Origin of the sequence: Enterobacter sp. PI-10 (assembly GCF_027947695.1) — a bacterium.
Taxonomy (GTDB): Bacteria; Pseudomonadota; Gammaproteobacteria; order Enterobacterales; family Enterobacteriaceae; genus Enterobacter; species Enterobacter vonholyi.
Genome location: NZ_JAJNOG010000002.1, coordinates 498464 through 513571 on the forward strand (window position 1 = coordinate 498464; position 15108 = coordinate 513571).

Annotated in this window: 13 protein-coding genes; 6 read left to right on the plus strand and 7 right to left on the minus strand. The window is 59.0% G+C overall.

The annotated features are described in order from the left end of the window. The first annotated feature begins 193 nt into the window (after window positions 1–193). The gene (locus tag LRM19_RS06875) at window positions 194–739 is read left to right on the plus strand and encodes a winged helix DNA-binding protein (protein WP_024908533.1); all 546 of its coding nucleotides are present in this window, start codon (window positions 194–196) and stop codon (window positions 737–739) included. On the opposite strand, the gene glgX is transcribed toward LRM19_RS06875, so the two are convergent. From glgX to treZ, 3 genes are read right to left on the minus strand one after another with little or no spacing between them, the layout of a single operon-like run. Beyond that, window positions 740–2815, minus strand: a complete 2076-nt coding sequence (glgX, locus tag LRM19_RS06880) for a glycogen debranching protein GlgX (protein WP_271367887.1) — start codon at window positions 2813–2815, stop codon at window positions 740–742. It abuts the gene before it with no gap. 15 nt (window positions 2816–2830) lie between these two features. Next, window positions 2831–5299 carry a malto-oligosyltrehalose synthase gene (gene treY / locus LRM19_RS06885; protein ID WP_271367888.1) on the minus strand — a complete coding sequence of 823 codons (2469 nt, stop codon included), beginning with the start codon at window positions 5297–5299 and terminating at the stop codon, window positions 2831–2833. Beyond that, on the minus strand, window positions 5296–7083 hold the full coding sequence (gene treZ, locus LRM19_RS06890; protein WP_271367889.1) for a malto-oligosyltrehalose trehalohydrolase: 1788 nt from the start codon (window positions 7081–7083) through the stop codon (window positions 5296–5298). The genes treY and treZ overlap by 4 nt, the downstream gene beginning before the upstream one ends. A gap of 132 nt (window positions 7084–7215) precedes the next feature. Between treZ and LRM19_RS06895 the strand changes: the two genes are divergently transcribed. From LRM19_RS06895 to LRM19_RS06910, 4 genes are all read left to right on the plus strand, one after another. Next, window positions 7216–7743: a GNAT family N-acetyltransferase gene (locus tag LRM19_RS06895; protein WP_111963574.1), complete on the plus strand. Its 528-nt coding sequence runs from the start codon at window positions 7216–7218 to the stop codon at window positions 7741–7743. 99 nt (window positions 7744–7842) lie between these two features. Next, a complete protein-coding gene (locus tag LRM19_RS06900) occupies window positions 7843–8592 on the plus strand; it encodes a 5'-nucleotidase, lipoprotein e(P4) family (protein WP_442876245.1) in 750 nt (249 codons plus the stop codon). 141 nt (window positions 8593–8733) lie between these two features. Further along, a complete protein-coding gene (locus tag LRM19_RS06905) occupies window positions 8734–9720 on the plus strand; it encodes an MBL fold metallo-hydrolase (RefSeq protein ID WP_271367891.1) in 987 nt (328 codons plus the stop codon). A gap of 1 nt (window position 9721) precedes the next feature. Further along, window positions 9722–10633, plus strand: coding sequence for a LysR family transcriptional regulator (locus LRM19_RS06910; RefSeq protein WP_271367892.1), 912 nt, complete (start codon window positions 9722–9724; stop codon window positions 10631–10633). Here the strand turns inward: LRM19_RS06910 and LRM19_RS06915 are convergent. Then, a complete protein-coding gene (locus LRM19_RS06915) occupies window positions 10624–11508 on the minus strand; it encodes a LysR substrate-binding domain-containing protein (RefSeq protein ID WP_271367893.1) in 885 nt (294 codons plus the stop codon). The two genes, LRM19_RS06910 and LRM19_RS06915, sit on opposite strands and share 10 nt — an antisense overlap. A 113-nt stretch (window positions 11509–11621) precedes the next feature. Between LRM19_RS06915 and LRM19_RS06920 the strand changes: the two genes are divergently transcribed. Then, on the plus strand, window positions 11622–13112 hold the full coding sequence (locus LRM19_RS06920) for a UbiD family decarboxylase (RefSeq protein ID WP_271367894.1): 1491 nt from the start codon (window positions 11622–11624) through the stop codon (window positions 13110–13112). A 25-nt stretch (window positions 13113–13137) separates the two neighbouring features. On the opposite strand, the gene LRM19_RS06925 is transcribed toward LRM19_RS06920, so the two are convergent. Genes LRM19_RS06925 through LRM19_RS06935 form a run of 3 tightly spaced genes read right to left on the minus strand, consistent with a single transcriptional unit; the run spans window position 13138 to window position 15106 of the window. Next, entirely contained in the window at window positions 13138–13563 is a 426-nt protein-coding gene (locus LRM19_RS06925) for an ATP-binding protein (RefSeq protein WP_271367895.1), read from the minus strand. Then, entirely contained in the window at window positions 13564–13902 is a 339-nt protein-coding gene (locus LRM19_RS06930) for an STAS domain-containing protein (RefSeq protein ID WP_023292380.1), read from the minus strand. It abuts the gene before it with no gap. Continuing rightward, window positions 13892–15106 (minus strand): PP2C family protein-serine/threonine phosphatase, encoded by a 1215-nt coding sequence (locus LRM19_RS06935; protein ID WP_271367898.1) that lies wholly within the window; start codon window positions 15104–15106, stop codon window positions 13892–13894. Before LRM19_RS06935 ends, LRM19_RS06930 begins: the two co-directional genes overlap by 11 nt. Window positions 15107–15108: the final 2 nt, after the last annotated feature.

Genomic DNA, 15108 nt, shown 5'->3' on the forward strand with positions numbered 1-15108 from the left:
ACCCTATCGAAAGTGAGCGTTGCGCGCCGACGGCTATTTTTTTAATTTGCGGCGAGCGATGTTGTGTTTTGTTGGCAGGCTTCGCAAAACCTGCGCTAAAAAGCTATATCTGAACCTCAAAAACATGTAAACAAATTATCAATAAAATGTTCTTATTTTATCGATGAGTTTACATTTCTGGCTAAGGAACGTTATGACCTCAGAAAAGAGTGCTTCACCCGATCGCGACGATATCAACGATGGCCGGATCGTCTCTTCCCGCCATCTGGTATCCGAGCGCTGCGCGGAGTTATCAGAGCTGGAATATGCGCTGATCATGACCAGCAACGCGTTTAACAAATGGATGGTGCGCTGCATGACGGCTGCCGGCGAGCCCGATATGGGCGCCTTTGACGTTTCGCTGCTGCATCACGTGAACCACCGCGACCGCAAGAAAAAGCTGGCCGATATCTGCTTCGTCCTCAACGTGGAAGATACCCACGTGGTGACCTATGCCCTGAAAAAACTGGTCAAAGCAGGCTACGTGACGAGCGAGAAAGCGGGCAAAGAGCTCTTTTTCTCTACCACCGAGGAAGGGAAAGCGCTGTGCATGAAATACCGGGACGTGCGGGAAGCGTGCCTGATTGCGATCCACGCGGAGAGCGGCATTGCCGGGAAGTCGATTGGCGAGACCGCGCAGCTGTTACGCACGATCTCCTCCCTGTATGACACCGCCGCAAGGGCGGCGGCTTCACTGTAATTAAGGACGCCGGAACAGCGTAATGCTCCGTCCGGCCAGCGCGTACTCAACGGTTTCGGTGATCGCTGTCCCGTTGGCAGCGTCATCCGCCGTAGACAGCTCCAGCACCCATCCCCCTTCGCCAAACTGCGGGATCTGGAACGGCACGGTGCCTTCAAACGGATTGAACAGCATCAGCACGTCGTGCCAGATGCCGTCCTCCTGCTGAAGATCCGGCCTGCTGATGGAGACCCCGAGCGTCGAGCCTTCATCCCACTGCTCGGCCTGCTGTGGGCCACCCCCGGCATTGAACCAGCGGATCTCCAGCCCGTCGCGCCAGCTTTCACGGCGCAGCAGCGGCTGTTGCGCGCGAAGGGCAATGAGACGACGGGTAAACTCGCGCAGCGCAGCGTCGTTTTCGGAGAGCCCCTTCCAGTCGATCCACGAGATCTCACTGTCCTGACAGTAGCCGTTGTTGTTCCCCTTCTGCGTACGGCCAAACTCGTCCCCCGCCAGCAGCATCGGCGTGCCGTGGGAGAACAGCAGCGTGGTCAGGAAATTACGTTTCTGCCGCTCCCGGGTAGCAATGATATCCGGGTTCTCGGTTGGCCCTTCCTCGCCGTAGTTGTATGAGCGGTTATCGTTATGCCCGTCGTTATTGTTCTCACCGTTGTCGGCGTTGTGCTTTTCGTTGTAAGACACCAGGTCATTCAGCGTAAAGCCGTCATGGGCGGTGATAAAGTTGACGCTGGCCCACGGACGACGTCCGCGCAGATCGTACAGATCGCCGGAACCGAGCAGGCGCGCGGCAAAGTCCGTGGAGACGTTGTCCCCTTTCCAGTACTCGCGAACGGTGTCGCGGTATTTGTCGTTCCACTCCCCCCAGCCCGGCGGGAAACCGCCGACCTGATACCCGCCGGGGCCGATATCCCAGGGTTCACCAATCAGCTTCAGTCGGGATAACACCGGATCCTGAGTCACGGCGTCGAAGAAACCGCCGCGCGGGTCAAACCCTTCGGGCTCGCGGCCCAGGATCGTCCCGAGGTCGAAGCGAAAACCGTCGATGTGCATCGATTCCGCCCAGTAGCGCAGGGAATCCATCACCATCTGCAGCACGCGCGGGTGCGAGGTGTTGACCGTGTTTCCCGTCCCGGTGTCGTTGATGTAGTACCGGTGCTGGTCCGGGAGCGTGCGGTAATAGCTGTAGTTATCAATCCCCTTAAACGAGAGCGTCGGTCCAAGCTCGTTCCCTTCCGCCGTGTGGTTGTACACCACGTCCAGAATGACCTCGATGCCCGCGTCATGATAGGCGCGCACCATATCGCGAAAGCCCTGGATCCCCGCCGGGCCGTAGTAGCGTGACGCAGGGGCAAAAAAGCCCAGCGTGTTATAGCCCCAGAAGTTCTTCAGGCCGCGGTCGAGCAGGTGCTGATCGTCCGGAAACCAGTGAACCGGCAGCAGCTCCACCGAGGTAATGCCGAGGCTTTTGATATAGTCGACCGAGGCTTTGTGCCCCATCCCCTCAAACGTGCCCCGCAGCTCGGGCGGAATGGCTGGGTTCATCTGGGTAAACCCTTTCACGTGGCTCTCATAGACAACGGTATGCGGCCAGGGCACGTTCGGCCGGCTGTTGTCCTGCCAGTCAAAGGCGTTCGGGTCGATGACCCTGCATTTCGGCGTAAACGGCGCGCTGTCGCGCGTATCAAAACTGAGGTCCAGTTCATCATGCCCCAGCTCATAGCCGAAATGGGCGTCGTTCCAGTCGATATCGCCAACCATTTCGCGGGCGTAAGGGTCGATAAGCAGCTTATGCGGGTTGAAGCGATGACCATTTTCCGGGTCGTAGGGGCCGTAGACGCGATAGCCGTACAGCGCACCCGGCTTCAGATCGGGCACATAGCCGTGCCAGACCTCATGGGTATACTCCGGCAGCTCCAGCCGGGCGATTTCCGTTTTCCCGGACGGGTCAAACAGACAGAGCTCCACCCGTTCAGCGTGAGCGGAGAACAGCGCGAAGTTGACCCCTTTCCCGTCATAATTCGCACCCAACTGCTGGCCATGACCGGCCCGAATTTCAAACGTAGTATCCTTTGCCATTTTCGTTCTCCACGATTATTCGCAGGTAAGCAGAACCAGTACACATCCCTTTTCTGACGTTAAATCCAGCGTCTCTTGCAGAATGCGGCTCTCACCGCTGAACAGATCCCGATAGCGTTTCCCCGTCAGCTCCTCGGGTATCGCCACCGTGGTATTGACCCACAGCTGATGATTATCGGTGACATCAAAAACCAGACGCGGCACGGCAACAATCAGCGCCTCGTCGTCCTTAACGCGCGCGTAGACAATCAGGTTATCTTCGCGCTCGCCGCTGACCTTAAGCGGCAGCCAGTCGCCGTAGCGGAAAAGCGCGTCGTAGTGCGGTCGAAGCCGCAGCAGCGTGGCGGTAACAAACTGCTTCACCCTGCCGTCCCGCCAGCATGCCGGGTTGTCAAACACCCCGGCATCCGCCGCGCTGAGGCTCTGCACCAGGGCCGGAAAGTCCGGCTCCCGTCGGTTATCCGGGTCAACGAGGCTAAAGTTAAGCGCCTCGCTGCCCTGATAGATATCCGGCACGCCGGGCGCCGTCAGCTTGATCACCGTCTGGCTGAGGCTGTTCATTAACCCGGCGCGGATAAAGGGCTGCATCGCCTCGCTGAAATCATGCAGGAACGGGCTGTTGTCCGGCGAAAGCAGGTGCCGCGCGTAGCTCAACACCACGCTCTCATAGCTCTCGTTGCTGTCGATCCAGTCGGTGCGCTGTTTCGCCTCGCGCAGCGCTTTTTCGAGGAAGCCGAGGAAGCGTTCTTGCAGTGATTTCAGCCCGTCGGCGTCGTCCGGTGACAGCGTGGCGGGCCAGACGCCCGCCAGCGCCTGGTAGATCATCCACGTATCGGCGGCGTTCGGCGCGGTACCGTCATTGAGAAAACGCACCTGGGTCTGGTTCATCTGCCGCCAGCGGGCAAGGTTGTCGCCCCACCGCTCCGGGGCTTCCGTCAGGGTGTAAAGGCGTGCGCGGGCATCCTCCCCGCGCTTGGTATCGTGCGTGGAGGTGCCCAGCAGTGCGTCGGGCTGACGGGCCAGACGAATGCGCATTTCCTGGTGGAAGCGGGATAATGAAAACGCGCGCGGCGTCGGGTCGGCGCCCACTTCGTTGAGCGCAAGCTCGAGGTTGTGGCGAAAGAAGAGCGTGTCTTCAACGGACTTCGCCATCAGCGGCCCGGTAAGCTGCTGGAAGCGGGTCCTGAAAAGCGCGGCGCTCTCGCGGCAATCTTCCGGCAGATCGCCGGTAAGAATGCGCACGATCAGGCTGAGCGCCGCTTCCGACGTCTCCACGCTGGCGACCACGCGGTTAAGCAGCGCCACGTCCGGCGGGGTTAATCCTTCCCGGGTGCCGTAGGTGCGGTAGACCGGAAACGCAATAAGCAGTTCGCGCAGCGCGTGACGGATTTCCTCGCGCGGCAGCGCAACCTCATTGCGACGGGCCAGATCCTCAGCAATGTTTAGCAGCGTGGTGAATTCACCCTCAAAATTGCGATCGGCCATCAGGCCTTTGGCATCGCGCAGTTCCGCATGGCGATCGACCGTGATGCCCAGCGTCTCGTCGTGGATTTTCTCCAGACGCCCCAGGCTACTGTCGTCAACCAGCACTTCCGCCAGCGAGGCGATAAACTCGTAGCCGGTGGTGCCGGATACCGGCCAGTCAGCGGGGAGCTGTTCCCCTTTGGCGAGAATTTTTTCGACCGTGATGTAGCAGTCGGGCCCGGCCGCCTGCCGCAGGCGCTGCAGATAGCCCAGCGGATCCGCCAGACCGTCGACATGGTCAATGCGCAGACCATCCACCACGCCCGCGTGGACCAGCTCAAGGATCAGCCGGTGCGTATCGTCGAAGACTACGTCATCTTCAACCCGAACGCCGACCAGCCCGGTTATCTCAAAGAAGCGCCGCCATGAGAGCTGCTTCGGCGCCTCCCGCCAGGACATCAGCCGCCAGCTTTGCGCGTTGTGCAGTTCGGCAATGCTCTTCTCCTCGCTGTAGGTACCCGGGTTGAGCGGATACTCGGCGTCGTAGTAGACCAGCGCGGCCTTTTTCGTGACAGTGTCACGTTTTAGGGTGATAGCTCCCTTCTCCAGCTCCGCCTCAAAGGTATCGCCAAGAAACGGCAGCGTAAGCGGTCGTGACCCGTCGATATCAAAATAGCGAAAATAGCGGCTTTGCTGGCCGTATTCAATCACGTCCCGCCACCAGAGGTTTTCCAGCGAGGTGGACATATGGTTCGGGACAATGTCCAGAATCAGCCCCATGCCGGCCTGCTTAAGCGCCGCGGCCATGCGGTCAAAGCCTTCTCGTCCGCCAATCGCGGGGTCGATTTCATTCGGGTTGGTCACGTCATAGCCGTGGGTAGACCCCGTCGTGGCAGTGAATACGGGCGACGCGTAAAGGTGGCTGATGCCGAGGTCCTTCATATACGGCACCAGCGCCACAACGCGGTCGAAGGTCATGCCGTTACGGAACTGAATTCGGTACGTGGCGGAAGGGATCATAACGGTGCTTCTCCATCAGCAAAGCGAACGACAATACCGTTCGGCGGTAAAACGTCAGTGACTTCCGGCCAGGCAAAGCGCGTCTCACCCGCGAGATCGGGCAGCGCGACGGGCTTAAAGCCGATATTAAGCGCCAGCGAGAGCGTCCCCGACGGGAAGCGCCAGCACACCGCCACCATGCCGGGCGCGGTCTTGAGCACATGGCCCTCAACGGCGCCACCCGGATGCAGAAGCGGAACGATATAGCGATGGCGCAGCGTCAACAGATGGCGCGTATAGCGCAGCCACGTTTTGCCCTCGTCGGTGGCGATTTTGTGCCAGTCGAGCTTTGAGCGGATAAACGTATTCACGTCGTTCGGGTCCGGGACGGTTTCATCGTGCCCGGCATGGCCCGTAAACTCTTTCGCGCGCCCTTCCCGCACAGCTTTTGCCAGATCGCCGTGAAAGTCGGTGAAGAACAGGAACGGATGCGTTTCCCCAAACTCCTCGCCCATAAACAGCAGCGGGATATGAGGGGAAAGCAGCAGCGCGGCAAGCAGCACCCGCGTCTTGTCGGCACCCGCGAGGGAGATAAGCCGCTCGCCCTGGGCGCGATTGCCTGTCTGATCGTGGTTTTGAATAAAATCGACGAAGAACTGCGGCGGCTGCGTGCGGCACTCCACACCGCGAGATTCTCCGGTTTGCAGAGACACCTCGCCCTGGTAGACAAATCCTTCCGCCAGCGCCCGGGCGAACTTTTTCTCCGGCTCAAAGGCAAAATCCTGGTAATACGCGTGGGTCTCGCCGGTGGCAAACACGTGGGCAGCGTTGTGAAAATCATCGTTCCACTCGCCGGTAAACAGCGGCGCGTTGCCCTGTTCATCGCGCGGATGCAGGAAAATCACGTTGCGGCTGTCTTCCGTGGTCAGGTGAACGTGACGGTGCGGAATGGCCTCGCGGATCCGGGCGGCAATCTCCTCGAGAACATGGGTGTCCGAGCCGTCTTTAATCTGGTCGATGGCATCAAAGCGCAGGCCGTCCAGACGGTATTCCGTCAGCCAGTAGAGCGGCGCGTCGGTGATGTACTGCCTGACCGGCTCGCGCTCGTAGGCGATGCCGTTGCCCCACGGCGTCATCCGCTGTGCATCGAAAAACGCGGGCGACAGCAGAGGCAGATAGTTTCCTTCGGGCCCAAAGTGGTTGAGCACGATATCCAGCACCACGGAAAGCCCCAGCCCGTGCGCGGCGTCGATAAACGCGTGGAAATCCTCCGGCGTGCCGTACGCTGAGTGTGGGGCATACAGCAGCACGCCGTCATATCCCCAGCCGCGGGAACCGCCAAACTGGGAGACGGGCATCACTTCAAGCTGGGTAATCCCGAGTTCTGCCAGATACGGCAGCTTGTCGATGGCCGCCCGGAAGGTGCCCTCCGGGGTAAAGGTGCCGATGTGCAGTTCGTAAATGACCGTCTCTTCCCACGGACGCCCTGCCCAGTCGCGGTTGACCGGCTGGTAACGTCGGGGATCGATCACCACCGAGGGGCCGTTAACGTCGCCCTTTTGCGCCCGCGAGGCGGGATCGGGCACCGCCATGCCGTCCTGAAGAACAAACTGATATTCTGCACCGTGCGTGACGCCGGGGACGTCTGCCTGGAACCAGCCGCCGCCTGTTGCCGTCATCGGCACGTCGGTGGCGGCAAGACGTAGCGTAAGTTCTTTCTGTCCTTCTGCCCAGACGCGAAAACGTACAACGTCATCGGAAATAAACTCAGCACCCCACTGCTTTTGAAATGTCCTGAATTCCATTCATTGTCCTCGAATGACCCACATTTTACGCGGAACGAAGTACAAGCTTAGTTCAGGATTAAAAGTGCGTGAGCTCAGCGGATTTAACCGCTTCGTCTATTCTTTATGAAATAACTCACTAACGGGAATACTATGCAGATTCGAAAAGGATTAAATACGGACCTCGTCCGTCTTGAATGTTGTGACTTTTCTTTCACCATTAGCCACATTGCGCGAGAGCCCTTTATCCATTGTGATTTGCATATCGAAGCCGTCGCCGAGCCCTGGATAAAAACCTACGAACTCGACATTCAAACGCTTGAAAACCATTGCGTTAATCCGGACGCCATATTTCTTGTGGCGGAAACGGACGACGGTGAATTAGCCGGATTTATTACCGCGTCAATCGGCTGGAATAAGTTTATCTCGGTGGATTACATAGCCGTGGATCGCACGAAACGCAGAACCGGCGCCGCGCAAAAATTGATGGCCGCCGCGCACGTGTGGGCCCGCAGCGTAAACGCGCCGGGATTACGGCTTGAAACACAAAATGTGAACGTCTCTGCCTGTCTGTTTTACCGTAACTACGGGTTCACCCTGGGCGGATACGATCGTTATCTCTACAACGCCCTACCTGAAAAAGACGAGGTCGCCCTGTTCTGGTATTACATGCTGGTCTAGCGGAAACACATTGCCACATCGCGGTCATATTTCTGTCACTGAATTTCATTACGCTTTCGGGATTTTAACCACGGTGTTGAGGAAAGAAGCGTGAATTCAATGGCTAAGGCATTACTGCTGGCATTACCTGTTTTGAGTGCAACGGCAGCGGCGACGGCCGCGGAGCACGACCTGTGTGAACCGAAAGCGTACGAAATGGCGCTGCGCTATCAGCAGAAATCGGCAGAGATTATGGCCCTTCAGCTGCAAACCTATCGGTTTGCCACCGAGCGTTTCAACGAAAAGTTAAAGGATCTGAAAACGCCCGAAAATTACGCCGTGGTAATGGACCTGGATGAAACGGTACTGGATAACACCCCTCTGCTGGTGCGCGACATGGAGCAGTGTCACGACTACACGAAATGGGACACCTGGAGCGACTGGGAGAAACAGGGAAAACCCGGCTTAATTCCGGGGGCGAAAGCGTTTCTTGACCACGTGAATCAAAGCAAGGTCCGCATCTACTACGTTTCGGATCGAATGCAGGAAAACAAAGCCGACACGTTGAAGACGTTAAATGCTCTCGGCCTGCCGCAGGTGTCTGACGAAAGCGTGCTGCTGGATACGGTCAGCAAGGAAGAGCGTCGCCAGAGCATCCTCAAAAAGCAGCAGATCGTGATGCTGTTCGGCGACAGCCTGCCGGATTTCGCCGTGCAGTTTAAAAACAAAAAGCCGAGCGAACAGCAGCGTCAACTGGTTGAGGCCAGCGCGGAACGCTTCGGCAACGACTGGATTGTGCTGCCTAATGCCGCTTATGGCTCATGGTCCAAAGCCACGCAGGACAGCTGGAACGCGCCGCTGAAAAAATAATGTCTACGGGCCGGGAAAGCTATCGCGCGCCTTCCCGGCCCTTCGGTTTCCTATCCATCCCGTTTATAGGTCCTATCATTTCTGGGCAGGTTCTTATAATTTTACGGAGCAGTAAGATGAGCACTTTCAAAGGAGACTCGTATGCTTACCGTGAAAAAACTTGCTCTTTCCACGCTGATTTCCAGTTCACTGCTTTTTTACCCTGCGCTCCAGGCCTCGGCGGAGACGCCCCAGCACGTCGTTAAACAACCGGCGGGCGGTTACAGCGTGCAGGTCGGCGACGTTCTGGTCACCTCGTTTACCGACGGGACCGTCGCGCAGGATCTGCACAAGCTGCTGCGCCGGACAACGCCGCAAAACATTGATGCGCTGCTCGCGAAAAACTTTCAGACCAACCCGGCTGAGGTCTCCATCAACGCTTTTCTGATTGCGATACCCGGACATAAAATCCTGGTGGATACCGGCTCGGGCCAGCTCTTTGGCCCTGATACCGGCGGACGTCTGGTTGAAAGCCTCGCCACGCAGGGGATAAAACCCGAGGACATTACTGAAGTCCTGCTGACCCACGCCCACTCCGATCATGCCGGTGGTCTGGTGAAGGATGGCAAGGTGGTGTTCAGCAACGCGCGCGTTTTCGTTGGCAAACCGGATATCGACTTTTTCTTTAACGACGACAATCAGAAGAAAACCGGCTACGGCAAGAACTACTTTGACGTCGCGCAGAAGACCTTAAAACCCTATCTGGATGCGGGAAAAGTGGTGCCGTTTAGCGGCACATCGGAGATTCTACCGGGGCTGACCGGCACGGTTCATCCCGGCCACACGCCGGGCTCAGCCTTCTACACGCTGACGAGCAAAGGCGAGAAGATCACCTTTGTCGGCGACATCATTCATGCCGCGGCGGTTCAGTTTCCGCAGCCTGCGGTGACCATCACCTACGATGAAGATGAGAACAAAGCGGCAAGCGTTCGCGAGCATGCGTTCGCTGACTTTGTGAAAAACAAGGACCTGGTTGCCGCCCCGCACCTGCCTTTCCCGGGCATCGGCTATGTGACGAAAGGCGAGAAAGGCGGCTATGCCTGGGTCCCTGTGACCTATACCAACCGTGACGCCAGCAGCGCGAAATAGGATGACGCCCATCTCTGATATGGACATAGACCTGATCCTGACGCTGGACGCCCTGCTTCAGGACAGGAATATCACCCATGCGGCCGCGCGGCTGGGCATCAGCCAGCCCGCGCTGTCCGCCCGTCTGGCGCGTCTGCGCACGCTGTTTGGCGAACCGCTGTTTATTCCCTCCCCGCATGGACGCGGGGTATTGCCCACGCCGCGCGCGGAAGCGCTCAGGCCGCAGGTGGCAAGCGTGCTGCGCGGCATCAGCGCGATGTTTGCGCCCACCGCGTTTGATGCGCAAACCAGCAGCCGGACCTTTGTAATCGCGCTGCATGAGAATCCGGCGCTGATGCTCGGCACCGGGCTGCTTAACCAGATTAGAACCGATGCCCCCGGTATCCGCCTGCGCTTCGCCCTGCCGGAGATAGCTGACCTGCCGCAGCAGCTGGAAAACGGCGATGTGGATATCTACATTGGCGTGAGCGCAGGAGCCCATGAGGGATGGGTGAGGCGCAAACTCCTTGACGACGCGTTTGCCACCGCCCAGCGTAAAGGCCACCCGCGCGGAACGGGTCCGTTAGATCTGGAAAGCTATTGCGCGCTTTCCCATCTGGTGGTGTCGTCGGCGGGGGATCCGTTTACCGGCTTTGTTGACCAAACCCTCGCCGGGCTGGGCTACCAGCGACACGTCGCCATGTCCACCCAGAGCTATGCCGTGGCGCCAGCACTTATTGCCGGTACGGACCTGGTGTGCACCCTGCCGGAACGGATGCTGAAGCAGTTTGCCAGCACGCTGGATCTCTTTGCACCACCTCTGCCGCTCCAGCCGATTACCATCAACATGTACTGGCATCCGAAAAACAGCCAGGATCCGGCGAATGCCTGGCTGCGCGAACAGCTGCTGCGGGCCGCCGGACGTCAGGTGTGATCGAGCGTTGCCAGAAACTTTTTAAGCACTTCTGAGCGAATAATCCGGTGGCAAACCAGGGTGAGTTCACTCTCCCGCAGCCGGTCGAGGATGTCCACGTAGACGACATTCTCGACGCTCACCGCCTTTGCCGACGCGGGGAGCAGCGCCAGCCCAAACCCCGCCGAAACCAGGCTTATCACCGTGGGCACGTCGGTCGCATTCTGCACTACGTCCGGCTGAAAGCCCGCTCCGCTGCAGGCATCATAGAAGTACTGCTCCAGCCCCATTCCCTCCGGATCGCGCAGGGAGATCCATTTTTCGCCTTTCACCGACGAAAGCGTCAGCGCGGCGGATCCGGCCAGCGGATGCTGACGATACAGCGCCAGCACCGTTTTCTCCGAGGCAAACGGGCGGCTTTGCAGATCGTCCGGCAGCGACGGCAGCGGCGCGCGGATGATGGCCACATCCAGCTGGTTGCTCTGCACGGCGGCGTAGAGCGTCTGCACGTTTCCCGTCATCAGGGACATGGTAATGGCCGGCCAGCGGCTGTGCATCTGGCGAAGCGCGGCGGGCAGCCTGCCGTCAAACATCGCGCTCGACACGCACCCGAGGTTTAACACGCCCTGCTCGCCCCGTGCCGTTTGTCTGGCGTCCAGCACCGCCTGTTCGGTCAGCGAGATGGCGAGCCTGGCCTTTACCAGAAACGCTTCGCCCGCGGGCGTCAGGGTTAAGCGGCGGTTCGCCCGGCTGAAAAGCGTGACGCCTAAACGTTCTTCCAGCGCCTTTATCTGCTGGCTCAGCGCCGGCTGCGCCATGTTCAGACGCTCGGCGGCCCGGTGCATGTGGAGCTCTTCGGCCACGACGATGAAGTGGCGCATCTGACGAAACTGCACGAGACGTCTCCCTGTATTGATATAGATTTACTTATCAATTTAACAGTAATGATGCAATTGATGCTATTGGTCATTGCCATAAAAATGGAGGGATTCAACCGAGGGAGGAAAATATGGAACACAAGATTAACGATCTCCGCAGCGCCATCGCCTTACTGCAGCGCCACGACGGGCAGTATATTGAAACCGATCGTCCGGTCGACCCCAACGCCGAACTGGCGGGCGTCTATCGCCATATCGGCGCAGGCGGCACGGTCAAACGCCCAACCCGCACGGGCCCGGCGATGATGTTCAACAGCATTAAGGGCTTTCCGCACTCCCGCATCCTGGTGGGCATGCATGCCAGCCGCGAGCGCGCGGCGCTGCTGTTAGGCTGCGAGCCTTCTGAACTGGCAAAGCACGTCGGCCAGGCGGTGAAAAAGCCGGTTGCGCCGGTTGTCGTTCCGGCCGCGCAGGCTCCCTGTCAGGAGCAGGTCTTCTATGCTGACGATCCTGACTTCGATCTGCGCAAGCTGCTTCCGGCCCCGACCAACACGCCGATTGATGCGGGTCCGTTCTTCTGTCTGGGACTGGTGCTGGCAAGCGATCCGGAAGACAGCTCGCTGACGGATGTCACCATTCACCGCCTCTGCGTGCAGGAGCGCGACGAGCTTTCCATGTTCCTTGCCGCCGGGCGCCACATCGAAGTGTTCCGCAAAAAGGCGGAAGATGCCGGAAAACCACTGCCGGTGACGATCAACATGGGTCTCGACCCCGCCATCTATATCGGCGCGTGCTTTGAGGCCCCTACCACGCCGTTTGGCTACAACGAGCTGGGCGTCGCCGGGGCGCTGCGCCAGCAGCCGGTCGAGCTGGTGCAGGGCGTGGCGGTCAAAGAGAAAGCCATCGCGCGGGCGGAAATCATCATCGAAGGTGAACTGCTGCCGGGCGTGCGCGTGAGAGAGGATCAGCACACCAACACCGGCCACGCGATGCCGGAGTTCCCGGGCTACTGCGGCGAGGCGAACCCCTCCCTGCCGGTGATTAAAGTGAAAGCCGTGACCATGCGAAACCACGCGATCCTGCAGACGCTGGTGGGACCGGGGGAAGAACATACCACGCTGGCCGGACTGCCGACGGAGGCCAGCATCCGTAATGCCGTTGAAGAGGCAATTCCCGGATTCCTGCAAAACGTCTATGCGCATACCGCGGGCGGCGGCAAGTTCCTCGGGATACTGCAGGTGAAAAAACGCCAGCCGTCAGACGAAGGACGTCAGGGCCAGGCGGCGCTTATCGCCCTGGCCACCTATTCGGAGCTGAAAAACATTATTCTGGTCGACGAAGACGTGGATATTTTCGACAGCGACGATATCCTGTGGGCGATGACGACGCGCATGCAGGGCGATGTAAGCATCACCAATATTCCGGGGATCCGCGGCCACCAGCTGGATCCGTCCCAGTCGCCGGATTACAGCACCTCGATTCGCGGAAACGGCATCTCCTGCAAGACGATCTTCGACTGCACGGTGCCGTGGGCGCTGAAGGATCGCTTCGAGCGCGCGCCGTTTATGGAGGTGGATCCGCGTCCGTGGGCGCCGGAGCTGTTTGCTGGCAACGCGAAATAAAAACACCACGCGTATGGCCCGCGGGTCATACGCTAATTTTCTTTTCAAGCGTGGCGATGTTTTCACCCGTCACGCGTTCCACAGTGAAACGATCGACGCTCAGCAAAATGAGCATCAGCCCCCTGCCGCTCTCCAGCAGCGGCGAGATTTCACAAAAACGGTCTCGCCTGGCGGCCTCAAGCCGCTCCAGCGGGAACGCGTCACCCGCGTCGGTAAAAACAATGTAGACATCGCTGTCGCGGATGTCGAACCGTACGCTGAATGCGCGCGAGGCATCCTCATGCAGCGCGTGGCGGATGATATTCGTCGCCACCTCACAGACGGCGAGATCGAGCGCGAAACGCCACTCGTCATCTACGGGAAGCGCCCTCAGCCGCTCTTCCAGCCAGCCGGCCAGCGGCGTCAGGGAACCGAGCACCGCCGGAAATTCTGCCTGCACCGGCGTCTGCATCTACTGCCCCAGCTGCGCAAGCGCGCTGCTTTTATCCGGATAGATACGGAATATGCGATCCATGCGGGTCAGGGTGAACATATTCATTATCCCGGGGTTCAGGGAGCACAGCGCCATGTCGCCTTTCCCGTTCATCAGCTTAAACAACGACACCAGCATTCCCAGCCCGCTGCTGTCGATGAAATCCACTTTGCTGAAGTCGACAATCAAGGCCTTGCGATCGTCGCCAATTTCTTCCGTCACGGACGCTTTAAACGTCGCGGCAACGGAGGCATCCAGCCGCCGGACTGCGGGCGTGAGAATGTTGGCATGCGGTAGTCGTTCGGTGTTAATAATCATTCTGTTCTCCCTGACGCTCGATCACGAGCAGTGAAACGTCATCGGTTAAGGCGGTCGGTTCATCACGATTTGCGTTGCGCCAGCCGGTCAGGTGGTCACCGAACCGCGCCAGGAGCTGGTCAACCGGAAGTCGGGCATGGTCATGAAGCCAGCGTTCGAGACGCTGCGGGCCAAACTGCTCGCCGCTGACGTTCTCACACTCCGTAATACCGTCACTGAATAAGCATAAGCGATCCCCCGGATTGAGGGTAAACGCGACGTCCTCCCAGCTGAGGTCAGGCATCAGCCCGACCGGCGGACCGCCATCGCCCACGGACGTGACGGCGCTGTTTGCGTTCACAATGACGGGAGTAGGATGCCCGGCCTGACACAACACCCCTCGTCCGCTCTCGGGGTCGATCACCCCGTAGATAATGGTGAAATAGCTGGTGATGTCGCTCTCTTCACTGCAAAAGCGGCTGTTCAGGATCCTGATCACCTCCGCAGGCGACTGAATGCCGCCCCGATCGGTAAACAAAAAACGGTCTACCACCCGACCATGTAAGAACTGGCGCGCCACCGCGAGGGACATCATCGCGGCCCCCACGCCGTGACCGGACACATCCACGCAATAGAACCCAATGTGAGAATCGAGTGGAAAAATATTGAACACATCGCCTGAGACCCAGGCTGACGGCATGAAAAGCCAGTCGGAAAAGTAGTTCCCAAAACGTAAGCGGTGCGAAGGCAGCACCGAGTGCTGAACGCGCGCCGCGAGTTCAAGATCCTGTTCAATCTGATGCAACGCTTCACTCAGGCGCTTGTTATGCGCCGCGAGGGTCGCCTCCAGGGTCAAAATACGGACCCCGGCGTGGAGCCGCGCCCGCAGTTCATCCTGCTCGACCGGCTTGCTTAAAAAGTCGTCCGCCCCGGCATCAAAGCCCTGCGTTAAATCCCCTGCATTCTCGCGGGCCGTCAAAAGAATGAGATATACATAGTGGCCAAACTGACGGTTGCGGATGGTCTGACACAGCGTGAGTCCGTCCATTTCCGGCATGTCCCAGTCGCTTATCACCATGCTGATCGGCTGGCTGGACAGTATTTCCAGCGCGGCGACGCCATTTTCCGCCTCGCTCACGATATACCCCCACTGGGTGAGCATTCGGGAGAGTAACCGACGATAAATCAGCGAATCTTCAACGATTAACACGTGCAGCGCCGACATAC